Annotated in this window: 17 protein-coding genes and 1 tRNA gene; 11 read left to right on the forward strand and 7 right to left on the reverse strand. The window is 70.1% G+C overall.

Annotated features, from left to right (window positions below; translation table 11 throughout):
- Nucleotides 1–19: 19 nt before the first annotated feature.
- Nucleotides 20–95 (forward strand) — tRNA-Arg (locus tag OVA02_RS06680).
- Nucleotides 96–316: 221 nt separating this feature from the next.
- Here OVA02_RS06680 and OVA02_RS06685 read toward each other — a convergent pair.
- From OVA02_RS06685 to OVA02_RS06695, 3 genes are all read right to left on the reverse strand, one after another.
- Entirely contained in the window at nt 317–1,183 is an 867-nt protein-coding gene (locus tag OVA02_RS06685; RefSeq protein ID WP_267659481.1) for a hypothetical protein, read from the reverse strand.
- Nucleotides 1,184–1,285: 102 nt separating this feature from the next.
- The gene (locus tag OVA02_RS06690; RefSeq protein WP_236557023.1) at nt 1,286–1,582 is read right to left on the reverse strand and encodes a hypothetical protein; all 297 of its coding nucleotides are present in this window, start codon (nt 1,580–1,582) and stop codon (nt 1,286–1,288) included.
- A gap of 158 nt (nt 1,583–1,740) precedes the next feature.
- Entirely contained in the window at nt 1,741–2,760 is a 1,020-nt protein-coding gene (locus OVA02_RS06695) for an aldo/keto reductase (protein ID WP_267659482.1), read from the reverse strand.
- Nucleotides 2,761–2,807: 47 nt separating this feature from the next.
- Here OVA02_RS06695 and msrA point away from each other — a divergent pair, with 47 nt between their 5' ends.
- The 6 genes from msrA (at nt 2,808) to OVA02_RS06725 (ending at nt 7,116) form a co-directional block, all read left to right on the forward strand.
- Nucleotides 2,808–3,335, forward strand: coding sequence for a peptide-methionine (S)-S-oxide reductase MsrA (msrA, locus tag OVA02_RS06700; protein ID WP_159826945.1), 528 nt, complete (start codon nt 2,808–2,810; stop codon nt 3,333–3,335).
- 55 nt (nt 3,336–3,390) lie between these two features.
- Nucleotides 3,391–3,606, forward strand: a complete 216-nt coding sequence (locus OVA02_RS06705; protein WP_159826943.1) for a methyltransferase — start codon at nt 3,391–3,393, stop codon at nt 3,604–3,606.
- A 132-nt stretch (nt 3,607–3,738) separates the two neighbouring features.
- Nucleotides 3,739–4,341, forward strand: coding sequence for a single-stranded DNA-binding protein (gene ssb, locus OVA02_RS06710; protein ID WP_267659483.1), 603 nt, complete (start codon nt 3,739–3,741; stop codon nt 4,339–4,341).
- 100 nt (nt 4,342–4,441) lie between these two features.
- A complete protein-coding gene (locus OVA02_RS06715; RefSeq protein WP_267659484.1) occupies nt 4,442–4,903 on the forward strand; it encodes a DUF6993 domain-containing protein in 462 nt (153 codons plus the stop codon).
- A gap of 37 nt (nt 4,904–4,940) precedes the next feature.
- On the forward strand, nt 4,941–6,626 hold the full coding sequence (gene ettA, locus OVA02_RS06720; RefSeq protein WP_056048420.1) for an energy-dependent translational throttle protein EttA: 1,686 nt from the start codon (nt 4,941–4,943) through the stop codon (nt 6,624–6,626).
- A gap of 16 nt (nt 6,627–6,642) precedes the next feature.
- Nucleotides 6,643–7,116: an acyl-CoA thioesterase gene (locus OVA02_RS06725; protein WP_056048417.1), complete on the forward strand. Its 474-nt coding sequence runs from the start codon at nt 6,643–6,645 to the stop codon at nt 7,114–7,116.
- A 16-nt stretch (nt 7,117–7,132) separates the two neighbouring features.
- Here the strand turns inward: OVA02_RS06725 and OVA02_RS06730 are convergent, their stop codons facing one another.
- Nucleotides 7,133–8,002 (reverse strand): acyl-CoA thioesterase, encoded by an 870-nt coding sequence (locus OVA02_RS06730; RefSeq protein ID WP_236557022.1) that lies wholly within the window; start codon nt 8,000–8,002, stop codon nt 7,133–7,135.
- Between the two features lie 21 nt (nt 8,003–8,023).
- Between OVA02_RS06730 and OVA02_RS06735 the strand changes: the two genes are divergently transcribed.
- The gene (locus tag OVA02_RS06735) at nt 8,024–8,695 is read left to right on the forward strand and encodes a hypothetical protein (RefSeq protein WP_056048412.1); all 672 of its coding nucleotides are present in this window, start codon (nt 8,024–8,026) and stop codon (nt 8,693–8,695) included.
- Nucleotides 8,696–8,746: 51 nt separating this feature from the next.
- Here OVA02_RS06735 and OVA02_RS06740 read toward each other — a convergent pair whose 3' ends face one another.
- The 3 genes from OVA02_RS06740 to pepN form a co-directional block, all read right to left on the reverse strand.
- Entirely contained in the window at nt 8,747–9,232 is a 486-nt protein-coding gene (locus OVA02_RS06740) for a globin (protein WP_123571867.1), read from the reverse strand.
- Nucleotides 9,229–10,230: a mechanosensitive ion channel family protein gene (locus OVA02_RS06745; RefSeq protein WP_056048409.1), complete on the reverse strand. Its 1,002-nt coding sequence runs from the start codon at nt 10,228–10,230 to the stop codon at nt 9,229–9,231. The genes OVA02_RS06740 and OVA02_RS06745 overlap by 4 nt, the downstream gene beginning before the upstream one ends.
- A gap of 128 nt (nt 10,231–10,358) precedes the next feature.
- Nucleotides 10,359–12,899, reverse strand: a complete 2,541-nt coding sequence (gene pepN / locus OVA02_RS06750) for an aminopeptidase N (RefSeq protein WP_192122680.1) — start codon at nt 12,897–12,899, stop codon at nt 10,359–10,361.
- A 91-nt stretch (nt 12,900–12,990) separates the two neighbouring features.
- Here pepN and OVA02_RS06755 point away from each other — a divergent pair, with 91 nt between their 5' ends.
- From OVA02_RS06755 to OVA02_RS06765, 3 genes are all read left to right on the forward strand, one after another.
- Nucleotides 12,991–13,617 carry a DsbA family protein gene (locus tag OVA02_RS06755; protein ID WP_267659485.1) on the forward strand — a complete coding sequence of 209 codons (627 nt, stop codon included), beginning with the start codon at nt 12,991–12,993 and terminating at the stop codon, nt 13,615–13,617.
- Between the two features lie 21 nt (nt 13,618–13,638).
- Nucleotides 13,639–14,124: a ribose-5-phosphate isomerase gene (locus tag OVA02_RS06760; RefSeq protein WP_043597130.1), complete on the forward strand. Its 486-nt coding sequence runs from the start codon at nt 13,639–13,641 to the stop codon at nt 14,122–14,124.
- A 106-nt stretch (nt 14,125–14,230) separates the two neighbouring features.
- Nucleotides 14,231–15,205 carry an Fpg/Nei family DNA glycosylase gene (locus OVA02_RS06765; protein ID WP_123571865.1) on the forward strand — a complete coding sequence of 325 codons (975 nt, stop codon included), beginning with the start codon at nt 14,231–14,233 and terminating at the stop codon, nt 15,203–15,205.
- Nucleotides 15,206–15,209: the final 4 nt, after the last annotated feature.

Genomic DNA, 15,209 nt, shown 5'->3' on the forward strand with positions numbered 1-15,209 from the left:
CGGTATCGTGGTCGGGTTCGCCCCCGTAGCTCAGCGGATAGAGCAGGAGCCTTCTAATCTCTTGGTCGCAGGTTCGATTCCTGCCGGGGGCACCACGCCACCCATGATCTACGCGGTGCTTCTCGTCTCTTGGTCGCAGGTTCGATTCCTGCCGGGGGCACCACGCAGCCCATGATCTACGCGGTGCTTCTCATCTCTTGGTCGCAGGTTCACGGTGTTGATGACGCTGGCTGCCGGGGGCACCACGCGACACCCCCCCCGCACGACGACGCGCCCCCGACCGAGGTCGGGGGCGCGTGGTCGTTCGTTCGCCGGGTCAGTCGTCCGCGCGTTCGGGTGTCGTCCGGCGTCGGACCTGGCTCGCACTGACCGGCTGCTCGAAACGCTCGTCGTCCATCGCATCGTCGCGGGTGTCGTCGTGGCTCGCGTCACCCGGCGTGACCGCCGGTGCCTCGGGCGCGGACACCGGCGATGGTCCGGCCAGCGGGGCGGGAGCCGTCGGTGCCCGGTAGGCCTCGTCGCCACCGCGAATCGGGGCATCGTCGAGGGCCGCGGGGCGGAGCGCTGCCGAGGGTGCGGCACCCGAAGGCGCGGAGGCCTCGGCACGACGCTGCTCGGTCGCCGCCGCAGCCCGCTGCTCGGCCTCCCAGGCCTTCTGCTTCGCGGCCGTGTCTCGGTCGACGTCGGCTTCTTCGTACTTCCAGCGGGCGAGATCGTCGCGGAAGAGCTTCTTGGCCCGCCCGGGGCGGTTCTGCCACTCGACGAGGCGGTCGCGGAGTTCACCCAGCGTCTGCTCGGACTGGAAGCTGAAGGACGCCGAATTGCGCTTGATCTCGGCCAGTTCGTGAGCCGCCCAGTCGGCGGCGAGGGTGCTGCCGGTCGCGGGCGACAGCCGCAGTCGGACGTCGGCTTCGTGGCCGAGGTGATCGGCATAGGCGCGCTCCTCGACTCCGAGCGAGCTGTAGACGGCACCCTTGCGGGCCGCCGAGACGAGGGCCGCGACCGCCGCCGCTTTCGCCTCGTCCTCGTGCAACGACACGACCCGCCGCGTGCTCGCCCGGCCGATGAGGGCTGCGACGATGCCTGCCACGACGATGGCGACGAAGGGGATCACCGCATCGGTGACGACACGCCACCCGTTGTCCGAAGAGAGCCATTCGACGAGATCGTTCCACCACTGCATGGGGCGAACACTACAGCCGAGGTCGAAGGTTGCATGGCTGCGACATGCTGTCGAGCCCGCCGTCGGGGACGCCGTCACGGTGCTCCGGCGGAGGCGTCGGGATCAGGCGAACCGGAAGCAGTCGGTGGCGTCGTCGCGACTCCAGAACTCGCCGATCTCGACGAACCGACGCTGACGGGGCAGGAACCGCTTGGCGCGGTAGCGATCACCCTGCGGGTCGTCGAAGCGCTCGACGTAGCCCACGATCTCGCCACCGGGTCGGGTCACCCGGGCGAGGTCGTCGTGCACCTGGACGAGCTGTAGGCCGCCCCGGGTCGAGCGCAGGGAGGGGAGGGGAACGCCCGCGTGAGCGTGCGGCGCAGGCGGGACGATCGCGTGGTCGAGGGTGCTGCTGGTCATGAGGTGCTCCTGAGGTCATCCGGCCGATGCTGTCGAGAACACCCCTGACGCTAGGGGCGACCACCGACATCGACGTCGGACACCTCGGACACCTCGGACACGTCGGACGCGTCGGACGCCTGGAGGGCGCGGTGCCCCGTCGGCACCGCGCCGTCCGGTCAGCGGCCGGTGCCGTCGACCGCCAGCGGCTCGATCGCCGCGAGCTCGTCCTCGGTCAGCTCGGCACCGTCGAGCGCGTCGAGGCTGTCGTCCAGCTGGGCCACCGACGAGGCGCCGATGAGGGCGCTGGTCACGGCGGGTTGGCGCAGCACCCAGGTGAGCGAGAGCTGCGCGAGCGACTGGCCCCGCGCCTCCGCGATCTCGTTCAGGCCGCGGACGCGGGAGAGGTAGGTCTCGTCGAGGGCGTTCTCGGAGAACCACCGGCCCTCGGCAGCGCGCGAACCCGCGGGAGCACTGCCCGAGAGGTAGCGGTTCGTCAGGAGGCCCCCGGCCAGGGGCGAGAACACGATCGAACCGACGCCGCGGGTCAGGAGGGTGTCGAAGAGCCCTCGCTCGGGCCGGCGGTCGAACATGTTGTACCGCGGCTGGTGGATCAGCAGGGGCACGCCCTCGGCGGCCAGGGCGTCGATCGCGGCCTCGGTCTGCGCCGGGTCGTAGTTGGAGATGCCGGCGTAGAGCGCCTTGCCCTGCCGGACGGCCGTCGCGAGCGCCCCCATCGTCTCGTCGATCGGGGTCTCGGGGTCGGGGCGGTGCGAGTAGAAGATGTCGACGTGGTCCATGCCGAGCCGCCCGAGGCTGGCCTCGAGCGAGTTGAGCAGGTACTTGCGCGACCCCCCGTCGCCGTACGGCCCGGGGGTCATGTCGTAGCCCGCCTTCGACGAGACCACGATCTCGTCGCGGTAGGGGCGCAGGTTCGCCGCGGCGATGCGACCGAACTGTTCTTCGGCCGAGCCGTAGGGCGGGCCGTAGTTGTTCGCCAGGTCGAAGTGGGTGACCCCCCGGTCGAACGCGCGCAGCACGATGTCGCGCTGCGTCTCGAGGCCCCGGTCCGAGCCGAAGTTGTTCCAGAAGCCGAGGGAGATGCGGGGCAGCCGGAGTCCGCTGCGGCCGGTACGGACGTAGTCGAGTCGTGAGTACCGTGCGTCGTCGGCGACGTAGGGCGTGAAAGGTGATCTCATGCGGTCAGCCTAGGGCGGGCCCTCGGCTCGGGAGTAGGTTCACGGGCATGACGACGTTCGTTCTGGCCGGTGGGTGCTTCTGGTGCCTCGACGCGGTCTACCGCACCCTCGACGGCGTCACCGAGGTGGTCTCGGGTTACACCGGCGGAGACACCGAGCGGCCGAGCTACGACGACGTCTGCACGGGCCGCACGGGTCACGCCGAGGCCGTCGCGGTCGGCTTCGACCCCGAGAAGCTCCCCGCCGACGTCGTCCTCGACGTCTTCTTCACCCTGCACGACCCGCGTCAGCTGAACCGGCAGGGCGCCGACGTCGGCACCCAGTACCGCTCGGCGATGTTCGCCGCCGACCACGACCAGGAGGCGCTCTTCCAGGCGGCCCGTGACCGCGCCTCCGAGGCCTGGGGCGGCGGTGTCGTCACGACGATCGAGCCGCTGTCCACCTGGTACGACGCCGAGGAGCACCACCAGGACTTCTTCGCCAAGAACCCCGGCCAGGGCTACTGCACCGCCGTCGCGCTGCCGAAGGTCACCAAGATCCGCAAGTCGTACGCGAAGTACGTGCTCGCCTCGTAGACGGGTCACGCCGCCCGGTGTGACCGACCGAGAAAGAGGAAAGGGGCGCTCGACGATGAGTGACCAGAACACCTTGCACCGACAGACCTGGGTGGCCGTGGGCCCGGCAGGCGCGGTCGGGACCATCCTGCGGACAGACGACGGCTTCACGGTGCGTCTGTCCGCGAAGGGAGCCGACGGCGGCGTCTACCCGAGCCTGGCCGTGGCCAAGAGCGCCCTGTTCGCGGCGTTGGGGCCCGGCGCCGACTACCCGGAGTTCCACGAACACTGAGGCCCGATCGTCCCCGGTCGTCCCCGGACGACCTGTCGTCGTGTCGTCCCCCGGGCGGCCCCCGCGCCTCCTTCTCCACAAGGAGGCGCGGGTGCCGTCCCGGGGGTCCCTCGCCCCCGCGAGACTCCCGTCATGACAGACACCATCACCCTCACAGGGATCATCGCGACCGACCCCCGGGCCCTCGTCACGCAGACCGGCCTCTCCATCACGAGCTTCCGACTCGCCTCGACGCAGCGACGGTACGACCGCGTCAAGGGCGAGTGGGTCGACGGCGAGACCAACTGGTACACCGTGACGTGCTTCCGTCAGCTCGCCGACAACGTGCTGGCCAGCCTCCGCAAGGGGCAGCGGGTCGTGGTCACGGGGCGCGTCCGCATCCGCGCGTGGGAGTCGGGCGAGCGCAGCGGCATGACGGTGGAGGTCGACGCGGACGCGGTCGGTCACGACCTCGTCTGGGGCAGGTCGACCTTCGAACGGCGGGTGGCGTCCGCTTCGTCCGCCACGGCGGGCTCCTCCCCGGCCGCGGGCGGGGGCGATCCGACCGTCGCCTCCGACGAGAGCGGCTCGGCACCCGAGACGGAGGCGGACCACGGAACCGGTCACGGAGGCCCCTCGGACGGTGCGGCGACGGATGCGTCGTCGGACCCCGACCGGGTGGCGGTCCCCGACGACGGCGCGGACTGGGGTGCTCCCGCGGCCGTCGGCGCGGACGAGGTGGCGGCCCCGTTCTGACCACCCCGGTGACGCCCGTGTCCCGGGCCCGTGGGTCGGCACGCCGTAGACTCCTCACGGCTCGCCGACCCGCGGCCGCCGCCAGCGACGAAGGGCCCCCGTGACCGGTTCGAGACCTCCACGCGGCCTGGCGATCGCCGCGATCGTGCTGGCCGTGGCGATCCCCCTCGTGGGGTGCACCTCGTCGCCCGAGCCGTCACCGACGACGTCGTCCGTCGCCCCGTCGACGGACGCCCCGCCGTTCTCCTCCACGTCCACGACGGCCGAGGCGCTGGCCCACTTCGACGAGGTGAACGCCGCGACCGTCGCGGCGAACGCCCGCCCGGGTGGGCGCGCCGTCGTCGACGCGCTGGTGGCCGCAGGCTTCGACAAGTCGACGATGCAGGTCACCGCCGACACGACCTCGATCGGCCGCGACGCCGACAGCGTGCAGTTCTCGGTGCTCTGGGGTCAGGACTGCCTGATCGGGCAGGTCTCGGGCGCGGGCTACAGCAGCCAGACGGCGCCGGTCCTCGGCACGGGCGCCTGCCTCGTCGGGTCGACCCGAGCCATCGACTGGTGACGTCGGGGGCGGGGCCCCGCCCGATAGACTCGCTGCCATGGCCGAATACATTTACTCGATGGTGCGCGCCCGCAAGGCGGTCGGCGACAAGCTGATCCTCGACGACGTCACCATGTCGTTCATCCCGGGGGCGAAGATCGGTGTCGTGGGGCCGAACGGCGCCGGCAAGTCGACGATCCTCAAGATCATGGCGGGGCTCGACACCCCCAGCAACGGCGAGGCGAAGCTCAGCCCCGGCTACTCGGTCGGCATCCTGATGCAAGAGCCCGAACTCGACGAGACCAAGACCGTCCTCGAGAACGTGCAAGAGGGCGTGGGGCCGATCAAGCAGAAGCTCGACCGCTTCAACGAGGTCTCGGCCGCCATGGCCGAGCCCGACGCCGACTTCGACGCGTTGCTCGCCGAGATGGGCACCCTCCAAGAAGAGATCGACGCCGCCGACGCCTGGGACCTCGACTCCCAGCTCGAGCAGGCCATGTCGGCCCTGCGCACGCCTCCGGGCGATGCCGAGGTCGCGAACCTCTCCGGTGGTGAGAAGCGTCGCGTCGCGCTGTGCAAGCTGCTGCTGCAGAAGCCCGACCTGCTGCTCCTCGACGAGCCCACCAACCACCTCGACGCCGAGAGCGTGCTCTGGCTCGAGCAGCACCTCAGCAAGTACCCCGGCGCCGTGCTCGCCGTGACCCACGACCGGTACTTCCTCGACCACGTCGCCGAGTGGATCGCCGAGGTCGACCGCGGCCGCCTCTACCCCTACGAGGGCAACTACTCGACCTACCTCGAGAAGAAGGGCGAGCGCCTCCAGGTCCAGGGCAAGAAGGACGCCAAGCTCGCCAAGCGCCTCGCGTCCGAGCTCGAGTGGGTCCGGAGCAACGCCAAGGGCCGTCAGGCGAAGTCGAAGGCACGTCTGGCGCGCTACGAAGAGATGGCGAACGAGGCCGAGCGCACGCGCACCTTGGACTTCGAAGAGATCGTGATCCCCGTGGGCCCGCGTCTCGGCTCACAGGTCATCGACGCCAAGAAGCTCCACAAGTCGTTCGGCGAGCGTGTGCTCATCGACGACCTGTCGTTCACGCTGCCCCGCAACGGCATCGTCGGCGTCATCGGGCCGAACGGCGTCGGCAAGACCACCCTCTTCAAGACGGTCGTCGGGCTCGAGCCGCTCGACGGTGGCGAGCTCAAGGTCGGCGAGACGGTCGACATCTCGTACGTCGACCAGAGCCGTGGCGGCATCGACCCCAACAAGAACCTGTGGGAGGTCGTCTCCGAGGGGCACGACTACATCCAGGTCGGCAAGACCGAGATCCCGTCGCGGGCCTACGTGTCGCAGTTCGGCTTCAAGGGTCCCGACCAGCAGAAGAAGGCCGGCGTGCTGTCGGGTGGTGAGCGCAACCGCCTCAACCTGGCGCTGACGCTCAAGCAGGGCGGCAACCTCCTCCTGCTCGACGAGCCCACCAACGACCTCGACGTCGAGACGCTGGGCAGCCTCGAGAACGCGCTCCTCGAGTTCCCCGGCTGCGCCGTGGTCATCACACACGACCGGTGGTTCCTCGATCGGATCGCCACGCACATCCTCTCGTGGGAGGGCCTGAACGACGACGGCACGCCCAACTGGTACTGGTTCGAGGGCAACTTCGAGGCGTACGAAGAGAACAAGGTCGAGCGCCTCGGCGCCGACGCGGCGAAGCCGAGTTCGGCCACGTACCGCAAGCTCACGCGCGACTGACCGGCACCGCACCGTCATGACCCGCCTGCACGTGCCGACCCGAGTCCGCTGGAGCGATCTCGACGGGTACCGTCACGTGAACAACGCGTCGATGCTGCGCCTCCTCGAGGAGGCGCGCATCGACGCGTTCTGGTCTGCCGACGGGGCGATCGACGAACGGTCCTCGGCCGCCGTCCTCGACGGCAGTCCGAACGCCGCGACGATGACGCTCATCGCCCGGCAGGAGCTCGAGTACCTCGTCCCCATCCCGTACCTGCGGGCCCCGCTCGACGTGCAGATCTGGGTCGGGCGACTCGGCGGGGCGAGCCTCGAGGTCTGCTACGAGGTCTGGTCGCCCGAGGGCGTCGAGCCCCGGACGCTGTTCACGAAGGCCGCCACCACCATCGTGCTGGTCGACTCGGCGACGAATCAGCCCCGGCGCATCTCCGACGTCGAGCGCGACGCCTGGTCGCCGTTCGTCGAAGAACCCCTGGCCTTCCGCCGGCGCTGACCAGGAACGTGGCGGGTCAGCCTCGCGGCACCCGCACCATGCCCTCTTGTGCGACGCTCGCCACGAGAGTGCCCGCGCGGTCGTAGATGCGCCCGAGCGAGAGGCCACGTCCGCCCACCGCATTGGGGCTCTCTTGCACGTAGAGAAGCCATTCGTCGACGCGGGCGGGACGGTGCCACCACATGGCGTGGTCGAGGCTCGCGGCCTTGAGCCCGGGGGTGACGAACGCGACGCCGTGACGGCGGTAGATCGGTTCGAGGAGCGTGTAGTCGCTCGCGTACAGCAGGGCGGCGCGGTGCAGGTCGGCGTCGTCGGGCAGAGGGCCGGTGGCCTTGAGCCAGACGGCCTGGTGCGCGACGTGGTCGCCCTCGACGCTGAAGAAGACCGGCGACGGCACGTGGCGCATGTCGAACGGCCGCCGGGCCCACGACTGGGCGACGGGGTTGTCGACCGCGGACAGCAACTCGGCGTCGCTCGGTACGTCCTCGGGATCGGGCAGGCCGGAGGGCATGTCGACCTGGTGGTCGAGCCCCTCGTCGGGGGTCTGGAAGGACGCGATCATCGAGAAGATCGGCACGCCGTCCTGCGACGCCTGGGTGCGACGGGTCGCGAACGACCGGCCGTCGTGGATGCGGTCGACCGTGAACGTGATGGGGATGGTGAGGTCGCCGGGCCGCAGGAAGTACGAATGCAGCGAGTGGACGTCGCGTCCGCCGCCGACGGTGCGCTGGGCGGCGACGAGGGCCTGCGCGGCGACCTGGCCGCCGAACACGCGACCGAGCGGCTCGGGCTGTGACCCACCCGTGAAGACGTCCTGACCACCGACGTTGCCCGCCGGCGAGAGGTCGAGGGTGGACAGCAGGCTCTGCAGCGGATCGTCGGTCACGCGATGTAGTTTAGGGGGCCGATGAACGACGCATTCACCCTCCCCGACTCCCTGTCCCTCAGCGATCTCGCGACCTATCTCGGGCGTGCGGGCCGGGTGGAGGACGGCTCGGTCCGGCTCATCGCCGGCTCCGGTGTCCTGGCCGTCTACGTCGCCGTGTTCTACCCGATGGGTCTGCTCGACTCGAGCCCTACCGTGCTGGGGCTCCGCACCTTTCAACTCGACGACCGCCCCGAGTTCGACGCCGTGGTCCCGGTCCGGTCGCTGAAGGAGCGCCTCGTACGCCTGCAGAACGACGTCGTCGACCCGACCGCTGCGGTCACCGTGTCCGTGCCCGCCACGGTCAACACCGTGACCTGGGCAGCGATCTCGCCGCCGCGCGGGGGCTGGACGCGACTCGGCCCGATCGAGGCCGACCGCCTCCGATCGACCGCCGAGGCCGGAATCGCCCGCGTCGCCGAGGCGATCCCTACGGGCACCGGTGAGCAGATCGTGCACCGGGTGCGAGCCGACGTGTGGTCGGCCCCCGTCGAGGGTGCCGAGGGGGTTCCCGCCGGAGCCGGCTTCGGTGCCCTCAGCCTGGGATTCCTCGACGGCGAGGACGAGGTCGCCGTGTTCGAGACCGGCACCTGGACCCGCCTCACGACGCCCAAGGGCCACGTGCTCGTCAAGCGGCGATCGTCCCTGCTCTGACGATCGGCCCGGCGGTGGGCGGTCCGAGGCGGGCAGCCCGGCGGTGGGCGGTCAGCGCTCGAACGTGTTGACCATGGCCTGCGCGGCGCGATCCAGGTAGCCCCAGAGCATCGCGTCGTCGAGCGGAGCGAGTTCGAGTTCGTCGACGGCCACCCGCATGTGCTGCAGCCAGTGGTCACGTGCCTCGGGCGTCACCCGGAACGGCATGTGCCGCATGCGCAGGCGGGGGTGCCCGCGCTCCTGGCTGTAGGTGGTGGGGCCGCCCCAGTACTGCTCGAGGAACCCCGTCAAGCGTTGGATCGCGCCCTCGAGATCCGCTTCCGGGTACATCGGCCAGAGCACCTCGTCGGTCCGGACGCCCTCGTAGAAGCGGCGGACCAACTTCTCGAAGGTCGGCCGCCCACCGATCTGCTCCCAGAAGTTGCCCTGGGCGGCGTCGTCACCGAGGCCCCGCCGGACGGTGACCGGCACGGCCGACGGCGGGGGAGTCACGGGCTGAGCGGTGGACGGGCGCGGCGTCAGCGGCAGGTCGGTCATTTGCGCTTGCTCCGCGGCACGTGGGGCGTCGGCGCCGTGCGGGGCGCCCGGGCGCCCTGGACCGAGGAGGCGCTGTCGAAGCCGGTGAGGACGACGCTCGTCAGCGAGGGCAGCACGATGTCCATGGCATCCAGGGTCTTCTTGAGACGGGACCGCAGCTCCCGGTCGACGTTGTCACGGTCGGCGGACCGTGTCTTGGCGACGATGCGGATGACCACGTGCTCCTCGGCGATCGACTGGATTCCCCAGACCTCGGGCTGGTCGATGATGGCGCGCCTCCACTTCGGGATCGCGGCGAGCTCGTTCGCGGTGTTCAACATGGCGTCCTGCACCTGGTCGACGTCGGCGGAGTACGGCACGGCGAGGTCGATGACCACGCGCGTCCAGCCTTGCGACATGTTGCCCACGCGCAGGATCTCGCCGTTGCGGACGAACCACAGCACGCCGTTCACGTCGCGGATCTGCGTGACGCGGATGCCGACGGCCTCGACGACGCCGGCCGCGGGCCCGACGTCGACGACGTCGCCCACCCCCAGCTGGTCTTCGGCGACCATGAAGATGCCATTGAGCATGTCCTTGACGATGTTCTGGGCGCCGAACGCGAGTCCGGCACCGACCACGCCCGCCGCGCTGACGATCGCGACGGCGTTGAAGTTCAGTTCGCCGAGGATCAACACGAGCGCGATGCCCGCGACGACGACCGTCACCACGTTGTTCAGCACGCTGCCGAGCGTGCGGGTGCGCTGGACGACCCGGACGGCCTGCAGCGGCGAGGCCATGAGGGCCTGCGTGTCGTCGACGTTCTGCTTCCGCTTGATTCCGTTCACGACCTGGTCGACGACCCGCCGGATGGTGAAGTGCAGGGCGACGCGCAACAGCACCGCGACGAGCAGGATCGCCACGATGCGGATGGGAACGCGCCACATCGTCCAGAAGGCGTCCCAGTCGAAGGCGATCGGGGCGGCGGGGTCGGTGGCGGCAGCGAGGAGGAGGTCCATATGAGCGACAAGTCAAGCACGCCACCGCAACCCCACCCGGGAGGTGCCTGGACGCCGGAACGGCGGGCCCTGTGAGAGGGCCCGCCGTCCGGGTCGGTCGTCGGGTCGTCGCGCGACCCGGGGCACGACTACTGCTGGTCGACCGCCTGCACCCGCAGGGCCCGCTCGACGCCCGCGACGCTCTCGCTCACGATGCGGCGCAGGGCCGGCGTCTCGGGGTTCGCCTCGAGCCACGCGTACGACGCGTCGACGAGGGCCTGGTCGGCGAGGCCGGCCGGGTACAGCCCCGAGACGAGGGTGTCGGCGATGTGGTAGCTGCGCGACTCCCAGATGCCGGTGAGGGACGAGAAGTAGCGCTCGACGAGCGGCTGCAGGATCGCCGGGTCGTTCGTGTGCTGGAACCCGAGGGTCGTCGCCCGGACGATGGCGTTGGGCTGCTCGGCGCTGTCGACGACCGACGCGAAGGCGGCGAGCTTGCCCTCGGTGGTCGCGATCGTCGCGCGGGCCCGCGCGGCGGCCTGGGCGCCGTTCGCCGTGTTGTCCTCGGCGAGGGCGGCGTCGATCTCGGCCTCACCGGCACCGCCGACGAGCACGAGGCCCTCGAGCAGCTGCCAGCGCAGGTCGGTGTCGACGGTGAGGCCCTTGAGAGCGAGCGATCCGTCGAGCAGGCCGGCCAGCGCCTCCCGGTGGGTCTCGGTCGACGCGATCGCGGCGAAGAAGGTGACGAACTGGAACTGGGCGTCCGACCCGGCCTCGGCACCCTGGGCGAGGGCCCAGAGGCCGTCGCCGACCTCGGTGATCGTGGAGGTGCGGCGCGCGGGGGCGACGTAGCTGCGGGCGGTCTGCAGCAGCTGTGAGAGCGTGGTGCGGATCGTCGTCGACTCGGTCTCGGTCGCGATGTTGTCGAGCACGAGACGCACGTAGTCCGAGGCCGAGGTCTCGGCGTCGCGCGTCGCGTCCCAGACCGAGCCCCAGACGAGGGCGCGGGCCAGCGGGTTCGAGATCTTCGAGAGGTGGGCGATGGCCGTGGCGAGCGACACCTCGTCGAGTCGGATCTTCGCGTAGGCGAGGTCGTCGTCGTTGATCAGCACGAGGTCGCCGCGGTTCAGGCCGACCAGCTCGGGGACCTCGGTACGGGTGCCGTCCACGTCGATCTCGACGCGGTCGGTGCGGACCAGGGCGTCGCCCTGCAGGGCGTAGAGGCCGATGGCGAGGCGGTGCGGGCGGATGGTGGGGTGGTCGGCGGCTGCCTCCTGGAGCACGGCGAACGAGGTGATCACGCCGTTCTCGTCGACCTCGAGCTCGGGACGCAACGTGTTGACGCCCGCGGTCTCGAGCCAGAGCTTCGACCAGCTGGTCAACTCGCGGCCCGAGGTGGCCTCGAGTTCGACGAGCAGGTCGCTCAGCTCGGTGTTCGAGTGGTGGTGCTTCTTGAAGTACGCGGCCACGCCGGCGTAGAAGGCGTCGATGCCCACCCAGGCGACGAGCTGCTTGAGCACCGACCCGCCCTTGGCGTAGGTGATGCCGTCGAAGTTGACCTGGACGTCCTCGAGGTCGTTGATCGTGGCGACGACGGGGTGCGTCGACGGCAGCTGGTCCTGGCGGTAGGCCCAGCTCTTCTCCATCGCCTGGAAGGTGGTCCAGGCCTCGGTCCACTCGGTCGCCTCGGCGGTCGAGATGGTCGAGGCCCACTCGGCGAACGACTCGTTCAGCCAGAGGTCGTTCCACCACTTCATCGTGACGAGGTCGCCGAACCACATGTGCGCGAGCTCGTGGAGGATCGTGACGACGCGGCGTTCCTTGATGGCGTCGGTCACCTTGCTGCGGAAGACGTAGGTCTCGACGAAGGTGACGGCACCCGCGTTCTCCATGGCACCGGCGTTGAACTCGGGCACGAAGAGCTGGTCGTACTTGTCGAAGGGGTACGCGTAGTCGAACTTCTCTTCGTAGTAGGCGAAGCCCTGACGGGTCTTCTCGAAGATGTAGTCGGCGTCGAGGTACTCGGTGAGGGATCGGCGCGTGAAGATGCCGAGCGGGATCGTGCGGCCGTCGGAACTGGTGAGGTCGCTGCGGACCACGTCGTACGGGCCGGCGATGATCGCCGTGACGTAGCTGGAGAGCACGGGCGTGGGCGAGAAGGTCCAGGTGCCGGTCTCACCGTCGACGACGGGTTCGGGCGTGGGCTGGTTGCTGACGACCTGCCAGCGTGTGGGTGCGGTGACCGCGAATTGGAACGTCGCCTTGAGGTCGGGCTGCTCGAAGACCGCGAAGACGCGGCGGCTGTCGGGCACCTCGAACTGCGAGTAGAGGTAGACCTCGCCGTCGACCGGGTCGACGAACCGGTGCAGGCCCTCGCCGGTGTTGGTGTACTCGGCATCGGCGACGACCTCGAGCACGTTCTCGGCGGCCAGCTCGGCCAGCTGGATGCGCACGCCGTCGGAGACCGCGTCGACGTCGAGCGCGGTGCCGTTGAGGGTCACCGAGTGCACGGTGCGGGTGAGCGCGTCGATGAAGGTCGACGCTCCGGGGGTGGCGGTGAAGCGCACGGTGGTCGAGCTGCCGAACACCTCGTCGCCGCGGGTCAGGTCGAGGGCGATCTCGTACGACTGCACGTCGACGACGTTCTTGCGCTCTTGCGCCTCGACGCGGGTGAGGTTCTCTCCGGGCACGCTGGCTCCATCCGTCTTGGGGGTGAGGGGGGACTCGTGGTCCGCTGAAAGCCTAGACCGGCTGTACGACGCCGGGGTGTTGACTGAGGGCATGACCGACACCCCCGCTCCCGCGTCCCACACCGTCGTCGACTTCTGGTTCGACCCGTCATGCCCTTGGGCCTGGATGACCAGCCGCTGGGTCGACGAGGTCGCGAAGCACCGTGACCTCGACGTCACCTTCCACGTGATGAGCCTCGCGGTGCTCAACGAGGACGCCGAGGTCAGCGACGAGTACAAGGCGAACTTCGCCCGCATGCTGCGCTACACGCGGCTCGTCACGGCCGCAGGTGAACTCCACGGTCAGCAGATCGTCAAGCCGCTCTACGACGCCCTCGGCACCCGCATCCACCACGAGGGCGAGAAGGACGGCGACGTCGTCATCGCCGGTGCCGTGGCCGAGGTCGGACTGCCCGCCGACTTCGCGCGGTACGCGGACGGCGACGAGTACGACGAGCAGATGCGTGCCAGCCACTTCGACGGCATCGGCCGAGTCGGCCAGGACGTCGGCACGCCCGTCATCTCGGTCGACGGCGTCGCCTTCTTCGGCCCCGTCATCTCTCCGGCGCCGAAGGGCGAGGAGGCGCTGCGGCTGTGGGACGGAGTCGTCGCCGTGGCCTCGTACCCCGGCTTCTTCGAGATCAAGCGCACGCGCACGGTCGGGCCGATCTTCGACTGAGCCGGTCGTAGGATCGTCTCCATGCGCATCCACGTGGCGACCGATCACGCCGGCCTCGACTTCAGCACGACCGTCATCCAGCACCTCACCGACGCGGGCCACGACGTGACCGACCACGGTCCGACGAGCTACGAGCCCCTCGACGACTACCCGTCGTTCTGCATCGCGGCGGCCCGGGCGACCGTGCGCGACCAGCGTGCCGGCCACGAGGCGCTGGGCGTCGTCTTCGGCGGCTCGGGCAACGGCGAGCAGATCGCCGCGAACAAGGTCGAGGGCGTCCGTGCCGCCCTGGTCTGGAACGACTCGACCGCCAAGCTCGCCCGCCAGCACAACGACGCGAACGTCATCGCGATCGGGGCGCGCCAGCACACCGAGGCCGAGGCCCTGGCGTTCATCGACGCCTTCGTCGCCGAGCCGTTCAGCCACGACGAACGCCACGTGCGCCGCATCGCGCAGGTCGGCGAGTACGAGACCACGGGCGCCATCGCCGGTCACCCGGTCGACTGACGACGTAACGTCGAGAGCGGCGGGACCCCGACCGGGGCCTCGCCGCTCCGTCGTCTCCGGCGTCACGCCCGAGACCGTTCCATCGACCACCGAGAGAGGTGTCGCCGTGCCCGAGGGCCATTCCGTCCACCGCATCGCCAACCAGTTCGAGCAGAGCTTCGTCGGCCACCGAGTCCGGGTGAGTTCGCCCCAGGGTCGGTTCGCCGACGGGGCGACCAGGCTCGACGGCGCCACGATGGTCGACTCCAAGGCCGTCGGCAAGCAGATGTTCCTCGAGTTCGACAACGGCCTGTGGCTGCACGTGCACCTCGGGCTCTACGGTGCGTGGGACTTCGCGGGCGCCATCGCCACGGGCCATTCGATGGCCGAGTCCCGGACTCGCCGGGCGGCCACCCGCAAGGCCGAGAACGCCCCCGACGACGACGGCGAGGACTCGATGGCCAGCATCGGGGCGCCACGCCGGTCTCGCGTGCGCATGGCCGAGCAGGAGAAGACCGAGGACGACATCGACTCGTTCCCGCCCGAGCCCGTCGGGCAGGTGCGCGTGCGGCTGTTGACCGACACCGCGGTCGGCGACCTCCGTGGCCCGACGAAGTGCGAGGTGCTCGACGCGGCCGGGGTCGACCTGGCGATCTCCAAGCTCGGTCCCGACCCCCTCGTCGACTCGCCGAAGAAGGGCGCCGACCGCTTCGTGTCGATCGCGGGCAAGAAGCGCACCCCGATCGGCCTGTTGCTGATGGACCAGAGCGTGGTCAGCGGCATCGGCAACATCTACCGGGCCGAGCTGCTGTTCCGGGCCCGGCTCGACCCGCACACTCCCGGCAACCAGGTCCCCGAAGAGGTGCTGCGCGCCCTCTACAAAGACTGGACGAAGCTGCTCAAGAGCGGCGTGGAGCTCGGCCAGATGATGACCATGGACGGTCTCACCAAGTCCCAGCACGCCAAGGCCCTGCGCAGCCGGGCCGACCGGCACTGGGTCTACCACCGCGAGGGTCTGCCCTGCCGGGTCTGCGGGACGAACGTCGTGATGGAGATGGCCGCGGGTCGCAAGCTGTACTGGTGCCCGACCGACCAGACTTGATCGC

Source organism: Frigoribacterium sp. SL97 (assembly GCF_026625765.1).
Classification (GTDB): Bacteria; Actinomycetota; Actinomycetes; order Actinomycetales; family Microbacteriaceae; genus Frigoribacterium.